Source organism: Erwinia sp. CGal63 (genome assembly GCF_037026505.1).
In the GTDB taxonomy this organism is placed as follows: domain Bacteria; phylum Pseudomonadota; class Gammaproteobacteria; order Enterobacterales; family Enterobacteriaceae; genus Erwinia.
Map to the genome: position 1 here is coordinate 327,285 of NZ_JAKUMN010000002.1, position 18,626 is coordinate 345,910.

Annotated in this window: 21 protein-coding genes; 7 read left to right on the forward strand and 14 right to left on the reverse strand. The window is 57.9% G+C overall.

Annotated elements, in window-relative coordinates; translation table 11 throughout:
• Window positions 1-28 precede the first annotated feature (28 nt).
• Window positions 29-301 carry an oxidative damage protection protein gene (locus MKZ79_RS10245; RefSeq protein WP_336141743.1) on the reverse strand — a complete coding sequence of 91 codons (273 nt, stop codon included), beginning with the start codon at window positions 299-301 and terminating at the stop codon, window positions 29-31.
• Entirely contained in the window at window positions 301-1,377 is a 1,077-nt protein-coding gene (mutY, locus tag MKZ79_RS10250) for an A/G-specific adenine glycosylase (protein WP_336141745.1), read from the reverse strand. Before mutY ends, MKZ79_RS10245 begins: the two co-directional genes overlap by 1 nt.
• A 152-nt stretch (window positions 1,378-1,529) precedes the next feature.
• On the opposite strand from mutY, the gene trmB reads away from it, so the two are divergent.
• From trmB to MKZ79_RS10265, 3 genes are all read left to right on the forward strand, one after another.
• Entirely contained in the window at window positions 1,530-2,249 is a 720-nt protein-coding gene (trmB, locus tag MKZ79_RS10255; RefSeq protein WP_336141746.1) for a tRNA (guanosine(46)-N7)-methyltransferase TrmB, read from the forward strand.
• A complete protein-coding gene (locus MKZ79_RS10260; protein ID WP_336141748.1) occupies window positions 2,249-2,575 on the forward strand; it encodes a YggL family protein in 327 nt (108 codons plus the stop codon). Before trmB ends, MKZ79_RS10260 begins: the two co-directional genes overlap by 1 nt.
• A 77-nt stretch (window positions 2,576-2,652) precedes the next feature.
• Window positions 2,653-3,360, forward strand: coding sequence for a DUF2884 domain-containing protein (locus tag MKZ79_RS10265; RefSeq protein WP_336141750.1), 708 nt, complete (start codon window positions 2,653-2,655; stop codon window positions 3,358-3,360).
• 39 nt (window positions 3,361-3,399) lie between these two features.
• On the opposite strand, the gene hemW is transcribed toward MKZ79_RS10265, so the two are convergent.
• The 4 genes from hemW to MKZ79_RS10285 are packed head-to-tail and all read right to left on the reverse strand — an operon-like array spanning window position 3,400 to window position 6,421.
• On the reverse strand, window positions 3,400-4,539 hold the full coding sequence (gene hemW, locus MKZ79_RS10270; RefSeq protein WP_336141752.1) for a radical SAM family heme chaperone HemW: 1,140 nt from the start codon (window positions 4,537-4,539) through the stop codon (window positions 3,400-3,402).
• Complete coding sequence (locus MKZ79_RS10275) at window positions 4,532-5,125, reverse strand: XTP/dITP diphosphatase (RefSeq protein ID WP_336141754.1); 594 nt, start codon at window positions 5,123-5,125, stop codon at window positions 4,532-4,534. The genes hemW and MKZ79_RS10275 overlap by 8 nt, the downstream gene beginning before the upstream one ends.
• Window positions 5,126-5,155: 30 nt before the next feature.
• Window positions 5,156-5,707: a YggT family protein gene (locus MKZ79_RS10280; RefSeq protein ID WP_336141756.1), complete on the reverse strand. Its 552-nt coding sequence runs from the start codon at window positions 5,705-5,707 to the stop codon at window positions 5,156-5,158.
• 15 nt (window positions 5,708-5,722) lie between these two features.
• Window positions 5,723-6,421, reverse strand: a complete 699-nt coding sequence (locus tag MKZ79_RS10285; RefSeq protein WP_336141764.1) for a YggS family pyridoxal phosphate-dependent enzyme — start codon at window positions 6,419-6,421, stop codon at window positions 5,723-5,725.
• Window positions 6,422-6,436: 15 nt separating this feature from the next.
• Between MKZ79_RS10285 and MKZ79_RS10290 the strand changes: the two genes are divergently transcribed.
• Window positions 6,437-7,432, forward strand: a complete 996-nt coding sequence (locus MKZ79_RS10290) for a type IV pilus twitching motility protein PilT (protein WP_336141768.1) — start codon at window positions 6,437-6,439, stop codon at window positions 7,430-7,432.
• 124 nt (window positions 7,433-7,556) lie between these two features.
• On the opposite strand, the gene ruvX is transcribed toward MKZ79_RS10290, so the two are convergent.
• The 8 genes from ruvX to metK all read right to left on the reverse strand — a co-directional run bounded on the left by ruvX (window position 7,557) and on the right by metK (window position 14,796).
• Window positions 7,557-7,979, reverse strand: coding sequence for a Holliday junction resolvase RuvX (gene ruvX / locus MKZ79_RS10295; RefSeq protein WP_336141769.1), 423 nt, complete (start codon window positions 7,977-7,979; stop codon window positions 7,557-7,559).
• On the reverse strand, window positions 7,979-8,542 hold the full coding sequence (locus MKZ79_RS10300) for a YqgE/AlgH family protein (RefSeq protein ID WP_336141771.1): 564 nt from the start codon (window positions 8,540-8,542) through the stop codon (window positions 7,979-7,981). The genes ruvX and MKZ79_RS10300 overlap by 1 nt, the downstream gene beginning before the upstream one ends.
• Before the next feature lie 87 nt (window positions 8,543-8,629).
• Window positions 8,630-9,574: a glutathione synthase gene (gene gshB / locus MKZ79_RS10305; protein WP_336141773.1), complete on the reverse strand. Its 945-nt coding sequence runs from the start codon at window positions 9,572-9,574 to the stop codon at window positions 8,630-8,632.
• A gap of 52 nt (window positions 9,575-9,626) precedes the next feature.
• Window positions 9,627-10,358, reverse strand: a complete 732-nt coding sequence (gene rsmE / locus MKZ79_RS10310; protein WP_336141776.1) for a 16S rRNA (uracil(1498)-N(3))-methyltransferase — start codon at window positions 10,356-10,358, stop codon at window positions 9,627-9,629.
• Between the two features lie 72 nt (window positions 10,359-10,430).
• Window positions 10,431-11,138, reverse strand: coding sequence for a deoxyribonuclease I (gene endA / locus MKZ79_RS10315; protein ID WP_336141777.1), 708 nt, complete (start codon window positions 11,136-11,138; stop codon window positions 10,431-10,433).
• A 95-nt stretch (window positions 11,139-11,233) separates the two neighbouring features.
• Complete coding sequence (locus MKZ79_RS10320) at window positions 11,234-11,758, reverse strand: SprT family zinc-dependent metalloprotease (protein ID WP_336141779.1); 525 nt, start codon at window positions 11,756-11,758, stop codon at window positions 11,234-11,236.
• A gap of 70 nt (window positions 11,759-11,828) precedes the next feature.
• Entirely contained in the window at window positions 11,829-13,226 is a 1,398-nt protein-coding gene (locus MKZ79_RS10325; protein ID WP_336141780.1) for a sugar porter family MFS transporter, read from the reverse strand.
• A 415-nt stretch (window positions 13,227-13,641) separates the two neighbouring features.
• Entirely contained in the window at window positions 13,642-14,796 is a 1,155-nt protein-coding gene (metK, locus tag MKZ79_RS10330; protein ID WP_336141782.1) for a methionine adenosyltransferase, read from the reverse strand.
• Between the two features lie 635 nt (window positions 14,797-15,431).
• On the opposite strand from metK, the gene MKZ79_RS21245 reads away from it, so the two are divergent.
• From MKZ79_RS21245 to speB, 3 genes are all read left to right on the forward strand, one after another.
• A complete protein-coding gene (locus MKZ79_RS21245) occupies window positions 15,432-15,533 on the forward strand; it encodes a virulence promoting factor (RefSeq protein ID WP_442897146.1) in 102 nt (33 codons plus the stop codon).
• Window positions 15,526-17,502: a biosynthetic arginine decarboxylase gene (speA, locus tag MKZ79_RS10335; RefSeq protein ID WP_336141785.1), complete on the forward strand. Its 1,977-nt coding sequence runs from the start codon at window positions 15,526-15,528 to the stop codon at window positions 17,500-17,502. Before MKZ79_RS21245 ends, speA begins: the two co-directional genes overlap by 8 nt.
• 138 nt (window positions 17,503-17,640) lie before the next feature.
• A complete protein-coding gene (gene speB, locus MKZ79_RS10340; RefSeq protein WP_336141787.1) occupies window positions 17,641-18,564 on the forward strand; it encodes an agmatinase in 924 nt (307 codons plus the stop codon).
• The last annotated feature ends 62 nt before the right edge of the window (window positions 18,565-18,626 follow it).

Genomic DNA, 18,626 nt, shown 5'->3' on the forward strand with positions numbered 1-18,626 from the left:
AGGGGGCCTCCATAGCGAGGCCCAATGTTTATTCTGCTGGCGGGGTATAACCTTCAATATGGACATCCTGTCCTTCAAACAGGAACTTCACCATCTCCTGTTCAAGCTGTTTGCGATCTTCCGGATTCATCATGCTCAGCTTCTTCTCGTTGATCAGCATGGTCTGCTTGCTCATCCACTGCGACCAGGCCTCTTTGGAGATCTCATTGTAGATGCGCTTGCCCAGTTCGCCCGGATAGAGCTGAAAATCCTGTCCTTCAGCGTCGCGCTGCAGGAACGTACAAAAAATGGTTCTGCTCATTACTCTTCCTCTTCTGTTGCGCAAATGCCCTGCGGGTGACGCAGCTGTGCCAGCAGGCGTTCCACCGGCGCAGCCAGTCCCACGGACGGCGGCTGCGCTAAGTTATACCAGAGACCCGCGGCTTCATCCATGACTGCGCCTGCGGCAGGCAGTTTCAGCCACATTGGCACGATATCCAGGTGGAAATGGCTGAAGGTGTGGCGAAAAGCGATAGTCTGGCTCAGCGACGCGCTGTCGATATGGCGAAGGCGCAGCCACTCACGCAGCTCCTCTTCACTGGCGAACTGGGGGAAGCAGAACAGACCGCCCCACAGGCCGACCGGCGGCCGCTGCTCCAGCCAAACCTTATCGTCCCGCTGCATCATCAGCAGATAACCGGTGCGCTCCGGCAGCGTCTGCTTCGGCTTTTTGCCGGGATAGCTGGTCTGATCGCCCTGTGCGTAAGCGATACAGCCCTGATTGAGCGGACAGATCTCGCATTTGGGTTTGGAACGGGTGCAGACCATCGCGCCCAGATCCATCATCGCCTGGTTAAACTGGCTGACGCCTTCAGCAGGCGTAACTTCTTCGCTGATCTGCCACAGACGCTTTTCCACCTCTTTCTTACCCGGCCAGCCCTTAACGGCGTAGCAACGTGCCAGCACTCGCTTGACGTTGCCGTCCAGAATCGGGAAGTGCTGACCCAACGATAAAGAAAGGATAGCGCCCGCCGTTGAGCGGCCGACGCCTGGCAAAGCGGCGACTTCTTCAAAGGTCTCCGGGAATTTCCCGCCATGTTTTTCCACCACCCGCACCGCCGCCTTATGCAGATTGCGGGCGCGGGCGTAGTAGCCAAGTCCGGTCCACAGATGCAGCACCTCGTCCAGCTTTGCCGCAGCCAGATCGCCAACGGTGGGAAAGCGCGCCATAAAACGATTGAAATAGGGGATCACGGTAGCGACCTGCGTCTGTTGCAGCATCACTTCGGAGAGCCAGACTTTATAAGGCGTTTTCTCCTGCTGCCAGGGCAGGGTTTTGCGGCCAAAGCGCTGATACCAGTCCAGTACCTGCCGTGAGAACTGCGGCGCTTGCATCATCTTTGCGAGGTTTCCCGGGTAAATTAAAAATCAGGCTGGGATTCCAGCACAGACCCGTTATGCTGTAAACCGGAAGTTTCCGGGGCTTGCTTAACCGCTGTAACTTTGCATAATGCCCGTTTTCCAGAGATTGCAGACCAGCAGGCAGAAACATGAAGAATGATGTGATTACACCGGAGTTTGACGAAAACGGCCGCCCGCTGCGCCGTATTCGCAGCTTCGTTCGCCGTCAGGGTCGCCTGACCAAAGGCCAGCAGCACGCGCTGGACCACTTCTGGCCTGTAAAAGGTGTGGAGTATCAGCCGGAACCCGTTGACCTGGCGGAACTTTTCGGCCGCGAAGCGCCGGTGGTGCTGGAAATCGGCTTTGGCATGGGCGCCTCGCTGGTGGCGATGGCGGCGGCCAATCCGCAGCAAAACTTTCTGGGCATCGAAGTCCATTCGCCGGGCGTCGGCGCCTGCCTGAGCGCGGCCGACGAGGCGGGCGTAGAGAATCTGCGCGTGATGTGTCACGATGCGGTGGACGTGCTGGATAAAATGATCCCGGATAATTCGCTGCGCATGGTGCAGCTCTTTTTCCCGGATCCCTGGCATAAAGCGCGCCACAACAAGCGCCGCATCGTGCAGACGCCTTTTGCCGAGCTGGTGCTGCGCAAGCTGAAGCTTGGCGGCGTGTTTCATATGGCCACCGACTGGGAAGCCTATGCGGAACATATGCTGGAAGTCATGAGCAGTATCGCAGGCTACAGAAATCAGTCGGCGACCAACGACTATGTGCCGCGTCCCGATTCGCGGCCGTTAACGAAATTCGAACAGCGCGGCCAGCGTCTTGGCCACGGTGTATGGGATTTGATGTTTGAGAGGATTAAATAATGGCTACTCAGCGCAGTCGTCGCTTGCGTAAAAAAATGCATATCGACGAGTTTCAGGAGTTAGGGTTTTCCGTGGCGTTCAGCTTTCCGGAAGGCACCAGCGGCGACACCATCGATACCACTCTGGACGCTTTTATTAACGAAGCGATCGATCCCAACGGCCTGGCGTTTGACGGTAGCGGCTTCCTGCAGTGGGAAGGGCTAATCTGCCTGCAGAAAATCGGCAAATGCACCGATGAGCATCGCGAGCTGGTGCGCAAGTGGCTGGAAGATCGTCAGCTGAATAATATCCAGGTGACCGAACTTTTCGACGTCTGGTGGGACTAATCCTCTGACTGCCGCACGGTCGGCACGTCCGTCGGGGCCACGCATGCGTGGCCTTTTGTTTATCAGGAGAAGAGCAAATGCGTAAAGCGATCGCAATGGCCGCGCTGTTACTGGCGGCGGGACAGGCGCAGGCCGATTATCAATGCAGCGTAAACCCTCAGGACGATATCGTTATCTCCGGGCAGAACGTGAAGGTGGTGGGAGCCAGCGGCAATCTGACCATTACGCCGACGGGTGAAGTGCAGCGCAACGGCCAGGCCGTCACGGTCGATAACGCTGCCCGGCAGAAAGCCATCGACTACCAGGCCGCGCTGCGTCGGGATCTGCCCTGGGTCGACCAGGGCGCGCGCCAGCGTCTGGAGAAAAGCCGCGTGGCGCTGGATGGCGTTATCGTCAACAAGCTTGGCGCCGACAGCAAAGTTCGCGGCCGCCTGACGAAGCTGGACGAGCAGCTGAAACAGCAGATGAACCGCATTATCGAACACCGCAGCGACGGACTGACTTTTCATCATCAGGCCATTGAACAGGTACGACAGGACGGCGAGAAGATCGTACAAAGCGCGATGGGCGGTGTGATTCAGGACAGCCTGAACGAGATGGGCAGCAAGGTAAACAGCGACAATCCGCTGCAGGCGGTGATGGGCAATCTGGGCGGGCTGCAGCAGGCCGTGCAGGCGGAGTGGAGCAAGCAGGAAGCGGATTTCCAGAACTTCGGTCATGAAGTCTGTAACCGCGTGACCAGCCTGGAAGGACAGCGTAAGGCGCTGCTGGCCGAACTGCAGTAGCATGGAGAAAGCTGGCTGCCGCGACAGCAGCCAGCGGTTTTAGTCGTCCGCCAGAAAAAGCTCCAGCAGCGAATTCAGAAACAGCTTGCCCTTATGCGTGACCTGCCAGCTGGCAGGCGTTTCCGTCAGATAGCCTTGCGCTAACGCCTCGTCAATTTGCGGACGGATGGCGCTTTCATCCAGTCCGGTAAAGCGAGCGAACTCCTCACGCGGCGCGGCTTCCAGTAGCCGGAAGCGGTTCATAAAGAACTCAAACGGCTTCTCTTTGTCCGCTACCTCATGCTGGCGATCCAGATAGCTACCGCTCATAAAACCGCGCGGGTGGCGAGTTTTAGTGGTGCGGATGATGCGTCCATCCGCCTGCGTCAGCTTGCCGTGCGCGCCGCAGCCAATCCCCAGATAGTCGCCGAAACGCCAGTAGTTCAGGTTATGCTCGCAGCGGTAGCCCGGTTTGGCGTAGGCGGAGGTTTCATACTGCTCGTAACCTGCCGCCGTCAGCAGCTGGTGGCCCTGCTCAAAGATATCCCACAGCGCGTCGTCGTCCGGCAGCGTCGGCGGCCTTGAAGCAAACAGCGTGTTGGGCTCGATGGTCAGCTGATACCAGGAAAGATGCGGCGGATCCAGCTCGATAGCCTGGCGCAGATCGTCCAGCGCCTCCGCCAATGACTGATCGGGCAGGCCGTGCATCAAATCCAGGTTAAAGCTGCGCAGGCCAAGACCCTGAGCCAGCCGTGCCGCGCGTTTCGCCTCTTCCGGGCCGTGAATGCGCCCCAGACGCGTCAGCTTCTGCTGGCTGAAACTTTGCACGCCGATTGAGATGCGGTTAATCCCGGCCCGCTGATAGCCGCTGAAGCGAGCGGCTTCGACGGTGCCCGGATTCGCCTCCATAGTGATTTCCGCCGTTGGCGACAGCGGCAGCCGCGCCCGCACGCCGTCCATCAGCATCTGCATCGCTTCGCTGCTTAACAGGCTTGGCGTGCCGCCGCCGATAAAGATAGTGCCGACTTCGCGACCGGCCGCCAGCGGCAGATCGGCATCCAGATCCGCCAGCAGATGGCGCACGTACTCCTCGTGCGGCACTTCGCCCTTCAGCGCGTGCGAGTTGAAATCACAGTAGGGACATTTCTGCACGCACCACGGAATATGGATATAGAGGCTGAGCGGCGGCAGATTATGCATTACGCATCGCTTCCAGCAGCAGCGCCAGTGCCTTGCCGCGATGGGAAACCGCGCGCTTCTCTTCTTTGCTCAGCTCCGCCGCGGTTTTCCCCAGCGCCGGCACATAGAACACCGGATCGTAGCCGAAGCCGCCTTCGCCGCTGACCGCGCGGGCGATTTCGCCCTGCCAGCTGCCGTGAAACACCAGCGGCGTCGGATCCTCCGCGTGGCGCAAATAGACCAGCACGCAGTGAAATTGCGCCTGGCGCTGGCCGTCAGGCACGTCCGCCAGCGCGGCGAGCAGCTTGTCGGTATTCTGGCTATCGCTGGCGTCCGCGCCGGCGTAGCGCGCGGAATAGATGCCCGGCGCGCCTTGCAGCGCGTCGACCGCCAGCCCGGAATCATCGGCAATCGCCGGTAAGCCGGTAATCGCCGCCGCGTGGCGCGCTTTCAGGATGGCGTTCTCGATAAAGGTCAGGCCGGTCTCTTCAGCCGACTCCACGCCGTATTCGCTCTGCGCCACGATATCCAGGCCAAAGGCGGCCAGCTTATCGGCCAGTTCACGAACTTTTCCGGCGTTGCCGGTGGCGAGCACTACTTTTTGCATATCAGGTCCAGAAATTAACTGCCGTACAAATTAAAGCTGCGCCCAGCCAGGAATAAAGTCCATTCCCAGATAGTTCAGCATATAGAGAATCAGGATCACGGCCATCGCCGAGAAATCAATGCCGCCCATCGCCGGGATAAGGCGACGTATCGGCGCCATCAGCGGTTCGGTCAGCTGGATCAGCACGTAATCCACCGGGTTGCGGCCCTGACTGATCCAGCTCATCAGCGAGCGGATGATAATCACCCAGAACACCAGCACGCCAGCGGCTTTCACCAGCGATACGAGACCGAGGTAGAGGAATACCGGATCGAAAACAACCATGCCGGTCTGTAGCGCGAAGAGCGCCGCGTACAGCAGCACGCTCAGCACGTAGGCCAGCAGCAAAGAGGCGGTATCCAGCGGCCCGACAGAGGGAATAACCCGGCGCAGCGGCCGGATCACCGGCTGGGTGATCTTCACGATAAACTGGGAGAACGGATTGTAGAAATCGCATCTTGCCCACTGCATCCAGATGCGCAGCAGCAGCACTTTCACGTAGAGATTAATTATCGTCGAGACCAGAAAAGTCAACGTCAGCATGGAGTCCCTCAAAGGTTAGTTAGTGGCGCCGTAATCGCGTGCGCCAAATATGGCGGTGCCAATACGCACCATGGTCGTACCTGCCTCAATAGCCGCTTCCATATCGTCGCTCATGCCCAGCGAGAGCGTGTCGACCGAAGCGTAATTTTTTTTCAGCTCGCCGAAAGCCGCCGCCATCTGGCGACATACCGCCAGCTGACGCTGATAGTCCGCTTCCGGCGCAGGGATCGCCATCAGGCCGCGCAGGGTCAGGCGCGGCAGCTGCGTTATCTCTTTCGCCAGATCCGGCAGCGCAGCCAGCATGATGCCAGATTTACTCTGCTCGTCACTGATATTTATTTGGATCAGCACGTTTAGCGGCGGCAGAGCGGCCGGACGCTGCTCGTTCAGCCTCACGGCGATTTTCAGGCGATCCACGGTATGGCACCAGCCGAAGTTCTCCGCCACCAGTCGGCTTTTGTTGGATTGCAGCGGGCCGATAAAGTGCCACGCCAGCGCGGAATTGTTCAGCGTCTGGATCTTATCGACGCCTTCCTGCACGTAGTTTTCGCCGAAGGCGAGCTGGCCCGCCGCCGCCGCTTCTTCGACCGCGCTCGCAGGTTTTGTTTTGCTGACTGCAAGCAACGTAATTTCCTCTGGAGCGCGGCCGCATCGCGCGGCTGCCGCTGAGATTCGCTCGCGGACTTGCTGTAAGTTGTGCTGAATCGAGGTCATAGTCAGGGAGTTAATATGGATATTGAGGAATTAGTGGCGCTTAGTGTAAAGCATAACGCCGGGGATCTGCACCTCTGTAGTGGTCATTCTCCGTTCTGGCGACGGGCGGGCAGGTTAGAGGCGATGCCGGGCGACCTGCCGGTAAGCGACGAGCTGCTGCAACATCTCAGCCGAAGATGGCTGGACGCCGGACAACAGCGCGAGTTTGCGCAGGCGGGCCAGCTCGACTTTGCGCTGACGCTGGCCGACGGCGCGCGGCTGCGGGCAAACCTGTTCCGACAGCGAAAGGGCGTATCGCTGGCGCTGCGATTTATCGCCAGCCGTTGTCCCGCTCTCGCGGAGCTTGGTTTGCCGCCGGTGGCGGAGGAGCTGCTGAAGCTTGAAGATGGCCTGTTGCTGGTGACGGGCGCGACCGGCAGCGGCAAATCGACCACGCTGGCCGCGCTGATCGGCGCCATCAATCAGCAGCAGAACCGGCATATTCTGACGCTGGAGGATCCGGTGGAATTTATTCATCAGAGCGAGCGCTCGCTTATTCAGCAACGGGAGATCGGTCAGCACTGCGCCTCTTTCAGCGCCGGGCTACGGGCGGCGCTGCGGGAAGATCCTGACGTGATCCTGCTGGGCGAGCTGCGCGACGGCGAAACTATCCAGCTGGCGCTGACGGCGGCGGAAACCGGCCATCTGGTGCTGGCCACGCTGCATACGCGCGGTGCGGCTCAGGCGGTCGACAGGCTGGTGGATGTTTTTCCCGGCGCGGAGAAAAACCTGATCCGCAGCCAGCTGGCAGGCAGCCTTAAAGCGGTGATCGCGCAAAAGCTGGTGCCGGGCGCGGCAAAGGGCAGGGTGGCGCTGTTTGAGGTGCTGATCAACACGCCCGCTATCGCCAGCCTGATCCGCGAAGGCAAAACTCATCAGCTGCCGGGAATGCTGCAAACCGGCGCGCAGCTGGGGATGCAGACTTTTGCCCAAAGCCTGCAGGCGCGGCAAAAAGCGGGAATGGTGGCATGAAGGCGGCGCGCCCCTGGCCGCTCTGGCTGTGCGACGCGTCCGGGTTATCAAAGCGACAGGGAAAAGAGGCAGAGGTTACGAAAAAAGTCAGCGGACAGTAGCCGCCCAACAATGCGCGGATTAACTAGCTCCAGGCGTTTTCAAACCAGCTTTCGAGGATAATCACCGCCGACAGCGAGTCGACGCTGCCCTTGTTCAGCGCGCGAAAGCCGCCGCGTGAAAAGAGATCGGCCCTGGCTTCCACCGTGCTGAGGCGCTCGTCGTGCAGCTCGACCTTGATGCCGAAACGCCCATGCAGGCGATTAGCGAACTTCCGCGCTCTGGCGGTCAGCGGCTGTTCGCTGCCGTCCATATTCAGCGGCAGGCCGACCACCACGTAATCCGGCTGCCACTCTTTCAGCAGCGTTTCGATTTTGCTCCAGTCGGGCGTGCCGTCCTGCGCTTTCAGCGCCGCCAGCGGGCGAGCGGTGCCGGTGAGCTGCTGACCGATAGCCACGCCGATGCTTTTGGTGCCGAAGTCGAAGGACAGCAGAGTCTGATGGCTCATCAGGCGTGCCCAACGTCGCTGGTGATATTATGGATATCGACGCCGATGCTTTTCGCCGCTTCGCGCCAGCGGTCCGCTATCGGCGTTTTAAACAGGATATTGCTGTTGGCTGGCGTGGTCAGCCAGGCGTTTTCCAATAGCTCGTTTTCCAGCTGATCTTTTTCCCAGGCGCAGTAGCCTAAGGCGACCAGCACGCTTTCCGGCTGTTCCGGCGTGCCAAGCGACTCCAGCACGTCGCGCGAGGTGGTGATCACCGTGTTGTCGGAAACCCGGATACTGGAAGCATAGGTATGCTGAGCGGAGTGCAGAATAAAACCGCGGTCTTCGGCCAGCGGGCCGCCGGCAAAGACCGGCTTGTCGAGTTTGGTTTCGGGTTCGCGCGGGGTCGGCATAATTTTTAACTTCTTAAGGATGCCGTCGACGGTAAGATTTTCCATCGGTTTATTAACGATAATGCCCATGGCGCCTTCGTCATTATGTTCGCAAATATAGACAACCGAACGTTTAAACAAAGGATCCAGCAGCGTGGGCATGGCAATCAAAAAATGATGCTGTAAATTCATATCAGGATTCTGTAGTCGGGTTAACGACCCGCAGCAGGCGCGGGCCGTTAACAGGGTTAGCACGAAGGCCCGTCAATCCTTTTTTTATCAGGCCAGTCGTTTTTCAATCGCATCCATAAGCATACCAGTAATTGAGATCGGGAATGCGGCTTCGATCTCACGTATGCAGGTTGGGCTGGTGACGTTGATTTCGGTGAGCTTGTCGCCAATGATATCCAGGCCGACAAAAATCAGGCCTTTCTCCTTCAGCGTAGGGCCGACGCGGCGGGCGATTTCCCAGTCGCTTTCCGAGAGCGGACGAGCTTCGCCGCGACCGCCGGCCGCCAGGTTGCCGCGCGTTTCGCCCGATTTTGGAATACGCGCCAGGCAGTAAGGCACAGGTTCGCCATCGACAACCAGCACGCGCTTATCGCCTTCTTTAATCGCTGGCAGATAGTTCTGCGCCATGCAGTAGAAGCTGCCGTGCTCGGTCAGCGTTTCGATAATCACCGACAGGTTCGGATCTTCCTGCTTCACGCGGAAAATGGAAGCGCCGCCCATGCCATCCAGCGGTTTCAGAATGATATCGCCGTGCTCCTGCCAGAAGTCGCGGATCTGCTGCGCGCTGCGGGTTACCAGCGTATCCGGCGTCAGGTCGGCGAACCAGGCGGTATAGAGCTTCTCGTTGCAGTCGCGCAGGCTCTGCGGCTTATTGACGATCAGCGTGCCTTTCTCTTCCGCACGCTCAAGGATATAGGTGGCGTAGATAAATTCGGTATCGAACGGTGGATCCTTACGCATCAGCACCACGTTCAGATCGGCCAGCGCGATATCCTGCTCGCTGCCGAACTCATACCATTTGTCATAGTTCTGCTCAACGCTCAGCAGGCGGGTCGCCGCGCGCGCTTCGCCAGCGCGCAGGTAGAGATCTTTCATCTCCATATAGTGAATTTCATAACCGCGGCGCTGTGCTTCCAGCAGCATCGCGAAGCTGCTGTCTTTTTTAATGTTGATGGCGCTAATCGGGTCCATCACAATGCCAAGCTTAATCATTAGTCTCTCCAGTTGAGCTTTCTTGCCTGCCGTTTTTCGTCAGCGCTTGTTGTCAGCCTAAATCGCCGAACCGCACCTGAAGGGCGGTAATCGCGGTCAGCGCTGTGGTCTCGGTGCGCAGCACGCGAGGCCCTAAAAGAATATCCGTAAAGTCGTGGCGCGCCGTCATGGCGATCTCATCCGCGCTCAGGCCGCCTTCCGGCCCGATCAGCAGGCGCACCCGCTCGACGGGCTGCGGCAGCGTATTGATGCTCTGGCTGGCTCTGGGGTGCAGGTTAAGCTTCAGAGCGTTATCTTCTTCGGCGCACCAGGCCTCCAGCGTCATCGCCTCGCGCACTTCCGGCACGCGATTACGACCGCACTGTTTGCAGGCGGCAATGGCGATTTTCTGCCACTGCTGAATTTTTTTCGCCAGCCTCTGCGCATCAAGCTTTACGCCACAGCGCTCAGAAAACAAGGGGGTAATGCTGTTTACGCCCAGTTCCACCGCTTTCTGGATGGTGAACTCCATCTTCTCGCCGCGCGACATTACCTGGCCTAAATGCAGGTAAAGCGGGGATTCACGGCAATCTTCGCGACTTTCCTGCACCGCGACGCGCACATTTTTCTTATCCGCCTGCACGATTTCGGCGCTAAATGTCAGATTAGTACCATCGAACAATTCCAGGCGCTGACCGGCGCTCATGCGCAGCACGCGTCCTACGTGATTTGCCGCTTCTTCGTCGAGGAGAATTTCGCTGCCGACGACCAGAGGCTCGGCATGATAAATGCGGGGTATACGCATGGGGATCCTGATAAAAGTAACGGGCCGCGGCGGGCGCGGCCAAAACATGCCGTCCAGTTTAGGCCAGGGGTTTTACCGCTGGCAAGCGCGCTGTACATAAGGATTGTGGTTGCCCTGAACCCTGGCGATGCGATTATCGCGTTCACACTCCCAGGCGGTAACCGGATACTGCTTGTCCCAGACCGTCATCAGCTGCGTCTGCTGTTTCGACATCGCGATCTGATACTGGTCGCGCATATAGAACCAGGTACGGGCGATGGCGCCGCGCGCGCGGGCTGGCGGTTCGGCCTGTTTGTTTTTAAAGTCGATTTTCATTTCGCACTGGCCATACTGCCGCTCGCTGCCGTTCCACTGGCTGTACATAAAGTTGCCGCGGTCGCCGTTCACTTCGCCGATGGCGGGCTGCAGATTGTGCAGGTCGGACTCAATGCGGCGATAGCCTGCGTCCTTCGCGCACTGCTTTCTGCCGCCTTCCTGCCAGCACTGGCGCTGATGGCCAAAAGTCCAGGCGGGCACTACGTGTTCCCACTCAATGCGGTTGGCGCGATTGGCGTTTTTACGCACCTGGTAGCCGCAGGAAGCAAGATCCGGCACGCCCTTTTTGCCCTGCCAGTTAATCTTGCAGCCGCAGTAGAAAGAGCCTGGCGCATCGGCGTTGATCTGCGCGGCGTAGGCCTTCGCCTGGCTGAAATTGTTTTGATGATAATTATCCGGGCTTAGCCCATGAGCGAAAAAGGCTGGGAGAAGCAGCGAAAAGCAGCCGATAATTTTGCGTAACATATTCCGGTTTTCTGTCAATCAAAGGAGCGGCGAGAGTAGCAGAAGCGCCGGATAACCGGAAACCGTCGCGTGCCTTATTGGCGCTTTTTTTGACGTCAGGCAGATTTTTCAGCGGATAAAAACAGGCCCGGCAGCAGCCGTTCGCCGCAATGGACGCAGCGATATTCGCTTTCGCCACGCGTCACCCGATTATGGCGACGCACGGTCAACTGATGCTGCTGACAGGCGCAGCGATAGGGGAAAGAGCGACTGCGCACTGATTCCACGGCAAACTGATGGGTGCGTCGAGCCGGCACCTCCAGCACGCTTTCCATCATCCATTTCCACTCTTTACCGTGCGGCGCGACGCGGCCAAAGTGCTTCCACACCAGCAAGTGAGCCAGCTCGTGCGGCACGACCTCGTTGATAAAAGCCTGTTGATTCTCCAGCAGCAGCACAGGATTGAGGCGGATTTCCCAGCTTTCCAGCCACGCCGTGCCTGCCGCCGTGCCGCGCTGTTGATAAACCAGTTTGGGTTCCGGATAGCTGCGCGCCAGGCGCTGGTTAGCCTGCTGCAATTTCTCGCGTAGCGAGCGCATAACGGCCTGCTGGAGAGCAATAGGGAGTCGAAGGGATTTCATGGAGCAAAAGAATACGATGTGCGGCGGGGGAATTCAATGAAGCTGGCCGGGTTGCCCCGGCCAGCAAGGATCAATCGCGCTGACCGATATCGCGCAGCTTTTTGCCGCTCAACAGGTTGCGTTCGATATGTTCCAGAGAAACGTTTTTGGTTTCCGGAATCAGCATAATGGTCAGAATGATAAAGACCACGTTCAGACCGGCGTAGACCCAGAAAGTATTGGCGTTGCCCAGCGTGTTCAGCATGGTCAGGAAGGTCGCCCCAACAATCATGTTGGCAATCCAGTTGGTCGCGGTCGAGACGGTGATGCCGAAATCGCGGCCTTTCAGCGGCTGAATTTCAGAGCAGAGTACCCAAATCAGCGGGCCGGCGCTCATGGCGAAACCGATGATAAACATCAGCAGCATGGCGATAGCGAAGTACTGCGCGCCGGAAGAGTGAATGCCCATATGCAGCATCGTACCCAGTACGCCCATGCCTACCGCCATCACCATAAAGCCCAGTTTCAGCGTCGGCTTGCGGCCCCAGCGGTCCACCAGACCGATAGCGATAAAGGTCGCCAGCACGTTGATTAAGCCAACGATAACGGTGCCCCACATCTGCTCGGTGGTGTTAGTAAAGCCCGCGATTTCAAAGATTTTCGGCGCGTAGTACATGATGACGTTCATGCCGGTGAACTGCTGCATCACCTGCAGCAGAATACCCAGCCAGACCGCGCGACGGAAGTTGCTGTTGTTCTGGAACAGGTTCCAGCCCGACTGCTTGATCTTCAGGCTTTCGCGGATTTCATCCAGCTCGCGTTTCGCCTGTTCGCTGGTGTCGCGCAGGCGATCCAGCACGCGCTGGGCGTCGCGGAAGTTACCTTTAGCGGCCAGCCAGCGCGGGCTGTTCGGCAGGAAACAGACACCAACCAGCAGCAGCGCGGCCGGAATAGTGATAATGCCCAGCATCCAGCGCCATTCGCCGGTATAGCTGAAAGCGGTATCGGAAAGATAGGCGCCCAGGATACCGATAGTAATCATCAGCTGGTACAGGGAGATCATGCTGCCGCGAATTTTTTCCGGTGCAATTTCGGAAAGATAGAGCGGAGCGGTATAGGAAGCGACGCCAACGGCCAGGCCCAGCAGTACGCGAGCAACAATCAGCATATCCGCGCTTCCGGACATCGCCGACCACAGCGAGCCGATCACAAACAGGACGGCGCCGATCATCAGGCTCTTTTTACGACCCAGATGAGAAGACATCCAGCCGCTGCCGACCGCGCCGACCGCCGCGCCGAACATCATGGAGCTGACGATCCACTCCTGCTGATGAGCGGTGACGTTAAAGTCTTTAGCAATAAAAGGTAAAGCGCCGGCGATTACGCCGATATCCAGCCCGAAAAGCAGGCCGGCGAGCGCGGCGAGTAAACAAACGAACAAGGTCATCGCCTTGTTGGATGTTCTGCTCTGTTTCTTATTATCAGGCATTTAAGCCTCCATATTGGTGGTACTGCATATTGTTTTTATAAATGTTAAAAAAACCAGGCGCGAAAGACTGTGCGACAGATCACAGTGGTGTAATCGGTTACACACCAGATCTTTCTGAAAACAGAGGTTTTCACACGCGCTTACGCTTTATAACCGTTCAGGCATAGCACTAAATAGCTTCTCCTGGTTCCCTGCTGGCCCACTATCGGACAGCGCTGAAAATAGCGCATTTCCGCCAGCTTTGTTAAGGCTGGAAATTCTTAAATATCAGCTGCTGCGCGATGTTTCCGGATGTAACCGTTAACACCCATTGCTGCCGGAGCCAGGAAAAGTTTACACGGAGTTTACCAATCCGCCAGTCAGCGGACAGCAAAAAGGGCACCCGTTGGGTGCCCTTGCTGCAATAGGTGAAACCTTACTTCAGGCCAGCCGCTTCGCGCAGCTGTGCGGCCTTGTCGGTTTTTTCCCACGGGAAATGCTCGCGGCCAAAGTGACCGTAAGCCGCGGTTTCGCGGTAGATAGGGTGCAGCAGATCCAGCATCTGGATCAGGCCGTAAGGGCGCAGATCGAAGAACTCGCGCACCAGCAGGGTCAGCTGCTCGGTAGAGATTTTCTCTGTACCGAAGGTTTCCACCATGATTGACGTTGGCTCCGCCACGCCGATAGCGTAGGAAACCTGGATTTCACAGCGGTCAGCCAGGCCTGCGGCCACGATGTTTTTCGCAACATAACGCGCTGCGTAGGCCGCGGAACGGTCAACCTTAGATGGGTCTTTGCCGGAGAATGCGCCGCCGCCGTGACGAGCCATGCCGCCGTAGGTATCGACGATAATCTTACGGCCGGTCAGGCCACAGTCGCCCATCGGGCCGCCGATAACGAAACGGCCGGTCGGGTTGATATGATATTTGGTGCCGGCGTTGATCCACTCGGCTGGCAGAACCGGCTTAATGATCTCTTCCATCACCGCTTCCTGCAGATCTTTCTGGCCGATCTCTTCCGAGTGCTGGGTAGAAAGGACTACCGCATCGATGCCGACGATTTTGCCCGCGTCGTACTGGAAGGTAATCTGGCTTTTCGCGTCCGGACGCAGCCACGGCAGCGTGCCGTTTTTACGTACTTCAGACTGGCGCTGCACCAGACGGTGCGCGTAGGTCACCGGCGCAGGCATCAGCACGTCGGTTTCGTTGGTGGCGTAGCCGAACATCAGGCCCTGGTCGCCCGCGCCCTGTTCCAGCGGATCGGCGCGATCCACACCCTGATTGATATCCGGCGACTGCTTGCCGATGGCGTTCAGCACGGCGCACGAATTGGCGTCAAAGCCCATATCGGAATGAACATAGCCGATTTCACGCACGGTGTTACGAGTAATCTCTTCGATATCCACCCAGGCGCTGGTGGTAATTTCGCCACCAACCAGCACCATGCCGGTTTTCACATAGGTTTCACAAGCGACGCGAGCTTTGGGATCCTGCTCAAGGATGGCGTCCAGCACGGCATCAGAGATCTGATCGGCGATTTTATCGGGATGTCCTTCTGAAACGGACTCGGAGGTGAAAAGGTGTTTAGCCATTTATTCTTTACCTTACTGAAACGGGTTGGGACCGACTGCATAGCGCTAAAAAGAAACGGTTTTTCTCTTTGCGCCCCCTCAGGCAAAGCCGTGAGCAGTACAATACTATTTAAGACGCTTAGAAGTTAACCAGTATAGATGGATTCACATCTGGACGGCTATTTTAGGTTACTCGTTAAGCAGATTGCCAGTACTTTTTAACGCGGACAATGCGGGAATTTTGTAAGGAGGAGCAAAAATTGCTGCGGCTTTCCCTGTTCCTTACATTTAAATTTTGCATTCCAGCCGTACGGGTTGTATAAAACGCCGCGGCTCTCCCGGTCCCGTGCGGAGCAGCGCCAGACAGGCCGGCGAAAAGATATCGCGTCGGCTTTTCCTTTACGGTTTCCCTGTGCGGAGCTGAATGCGGTCATGATTGCCAGCGGTTCTCTGCGCCATTCCGGCGCGCGAAAATATATGCCGTATCCTCTTTGCGCGCTTGCGCCTTGCCGATGTAGCAACGGTCATCATGCCGACATCTGTTGGCGCTAATTTTCAGGCTGTTTCCCCTCGGCTTGGCTGAGTCTGTTGACCCTTCCCGGAGTCCGCGCGTGTTTAATGTTATACTTCTGCTATCCCCTGCGTCTCAGCGTTTTATGCTGAGTTGCCCGCTAGTCGATGGGTTGTTGTCGCAGGTTTTCCCTGCGATAGTAGTGAACTGTTCCGTATCATTGAAATTCGAGGCTCGCGATGTCTGACGACAGCAAGATGATTAAGGGTTCGTCAGCAGGCGAACAGGGTGTACTCCGCTCAATGCAGGAGGTGGCCATGAGCGATCAAGATGCCAGCAAAATGCTGCGCACCTACAATATTGCCTGGTGGGGCAATAACTATTACGACGTCAATGAGCTGGGACATATCAGCGTTTGTCCCGATCCGGACGTGCCGGAAGCGCGCGTCGATCTGGCGAAGCTGGTCAAAGAGCGCGAGGCTGAAGGGCAGCGCCTGCCTGCGCTGTTCTGCTTCCCGCAAATTCTGCAGCATCGCCTGCGCTCTATTAACGCGGCGTTTAAGCGCGCGCGGGAATCATACGGCTATCGCGGCGACTATTTCCTGGTTTACCCCATCAAGGTTAACCAGCACAAACGCGTGATCGAATCGCTGATTAACTCCGGCGAGCCGCTGGGGCTGGAAGCCGGTTCCAAAGCGGAGCTGATGGCGGTGCTGGCGCATGCGGGGATGACCCGTTCGGTGATCGTCTGCAACGGCTATAAAGACCGCGAATATATTCGTCTGGCGCTGATCGGCGAGAAGATGGGCCACAAGGTCTATCTGGTGCTGGAAAAGATGACCGAAGTACAGCTGGTGCTGGAAGAGGCCGAGCGTCTGAATGTGGTGCCGCGTCTGGGTATTCGCGCGCGTCTGGCTTCTCAGGGTTCCGGTAAATGGCAGTCCAGCGGCGGCGAAAAATCGAAGTTTGGCCTGTCGGCGACCCAGGTGCTGAAACTGGTGGAAATTATGCGCGAGGCGGGCAGGATGGAAAGCCTGCAGCTGCTGCACTTCCATCTTGGTTCGCAGATGGCGAACATCCGCGACATCGCTACCGGCGTGCGTGAGTCGGCCCGCTTCTATGTCGAGCTGGCGAAGCTGGGCGTGAATATTCAATGCTTCGACGTCGGCGGCGGCCTGGGCGTGGACTATGAAGGTACGCGCTCGCAGTCAGATTGTTCGGTCAACTACGGCCTGAACGAATACGCCAACAACGTGATTTGGGCCATCGGCGACGCCTGCGAAGAGCACAATCTGCCTCATCCAACGGTGATTACCGAATCGGGCCGCGCGGTGACCGCGCACCATACCGTGCTGGTTTCCAATATTATCGGCGTGGAGCGCAACGAATTCATCACGCCGCAGTCGCCGCCGGCAGACGCGCCTCGTCCAGTTATCAGCCTGTGGAACACCTGGCAGGAGATGCACGAGCCGGGCAACCGCCGCTCGCTGCGCGAATGGCTGCACGACAGCCAGATGGATCTGTTTGATATCCATACCGGCTACTCTCAGGGGATCTACAATCTTGAGCAGCGCTCCTGGGCGGAGCAGCTCTACCTGAGCGTCTGTAACTATATTCAGCAGCATCTGGATCCGGGCAACCGCGCGCATCGTCCGATCATTGACGAGCTGCAGGAGCGAATGGCGGACAAGATCTACGTCAACTTTTCGCTGTTCCAGTCGATGCCGGACGCGTGGGGTATCGATCAGCTGTTCCCGGTGCTGCCGCTGGAAGGGCTGGATAAAAAGCCGGAACGTCGCGCAGTGTTGCTGGATATCACCTGCGACTCCGACGGGACTATCGATCACTACGTAGACGGCGACGGTATCGCCACCACCATGCCTATGCCGCAGTACGATGTGGATAATCCACCGATGCTGGGCTTCTTTATGGTCGGCGCTTACCAGGAGATCCTGGGCAACATGCATAACCTGTTCGGCGACACCGAAGCGGTGGACGTTTACGCCTACGCGGATGGTCGGGTCGATGTGCAGCTGTCGGATGAAGGCGACACCGTGGCGGATATGCTGGAATATGTGCAGCTGGATCCCAACGAGCTGCTGACGCATTTCCGCAAGCAGATTGCCGAAAGCGATCTGGACGACGAGCTGCGCGCGCAGTTTATCGAAGAGTTTGAAGCAGGCCTTTACGGCTACACTTATCTGGAAGATGAGTAAGCCTTAGCCGCTTGCGCGCCAGGGCGAAAGCCCGGCTAAATGACCCTAATCCCTTCCTCGTCGGGCCTAACGACGCGGCAGGGATTTTTTTTATCTTAAACAGCAAGGCCTGGCAGGCCGACAGCAAGAGAGGATCTTATGTATAACACTCTGGGCAACCAGTACGATAATTCGTTGGTTTCCAACGCCTTTGGTTTTATGCGTTTTCCGGTTAACTTCCAGCCTTACGACAGCGACGCCGAATGGGTCATTACCGGCGTACCGTTCGACGCGGCCACTTCCGGTCGTCCCGGCAGCCGTCTGGGGCCGGGCGCTATCCGCCAGATCTCTACTAACCTGGCCTGGGAAGGCTGTCGCTGGCCGTGGAACTTCGATCTGCGTCAGCGCCTGAAAGTCGTTGACTGCGGCGATCTGGTGTACGCGTTCGGCGACTCGCAGGATATGAGCGATAAGCTGCAGGCCCATGCGGAAAAACTGCTGGCCAACGGCAAGCGCATGATGACCTTTGGCGGTGACCACTTTGTCACGCTGCCGCTGCTGCGCGCTCATGCGAAGCATTTCGGCAAGATGGCGCTGGTACATTTCGATGCGCACACCGATACCTACTCCAACGGCCCGAAATTCGATCACGGCACCATGTTCTATACCGCGCCGCAGGAAGGCCTGATCGATCCGGCTCGTTCCGTGCAGATCGGCATCCGTACCGAGTTCGACGCGTCGCTGGGCTTTAATGTGCTGGATGCGGCGCAGGTCAACGATCGCAGCGTGGACGATATTATCGCGCAGGTAAAAGAGATCGTCGGCGATATGCCGGTTTATCTGACTTTCGATATCGACTGTCTGGATCCGGCTCACGCGCCGGGCACCGGCACGCCGGTAATTGGCGGGCTGACTTCAGATAAAGCCACCAAACTGGTGCGCGGTCTGCAGGGACTTAATATTGTCGGTATGGATCTGGTGGAGGTCGCGCCGGGTTACGATCAGTCCGATATCACCGCGTTAGCTGCGGCGACGCTGGCGCTGGATATGCTGCACGTGCAGGCAGTAAATAAAGGCGAGTAAAACAGCGAGGCTGCTCCAGCCTGCCGCGAACCTGAAGGCCAGCCGAAAGGCTGGCCTTTCCT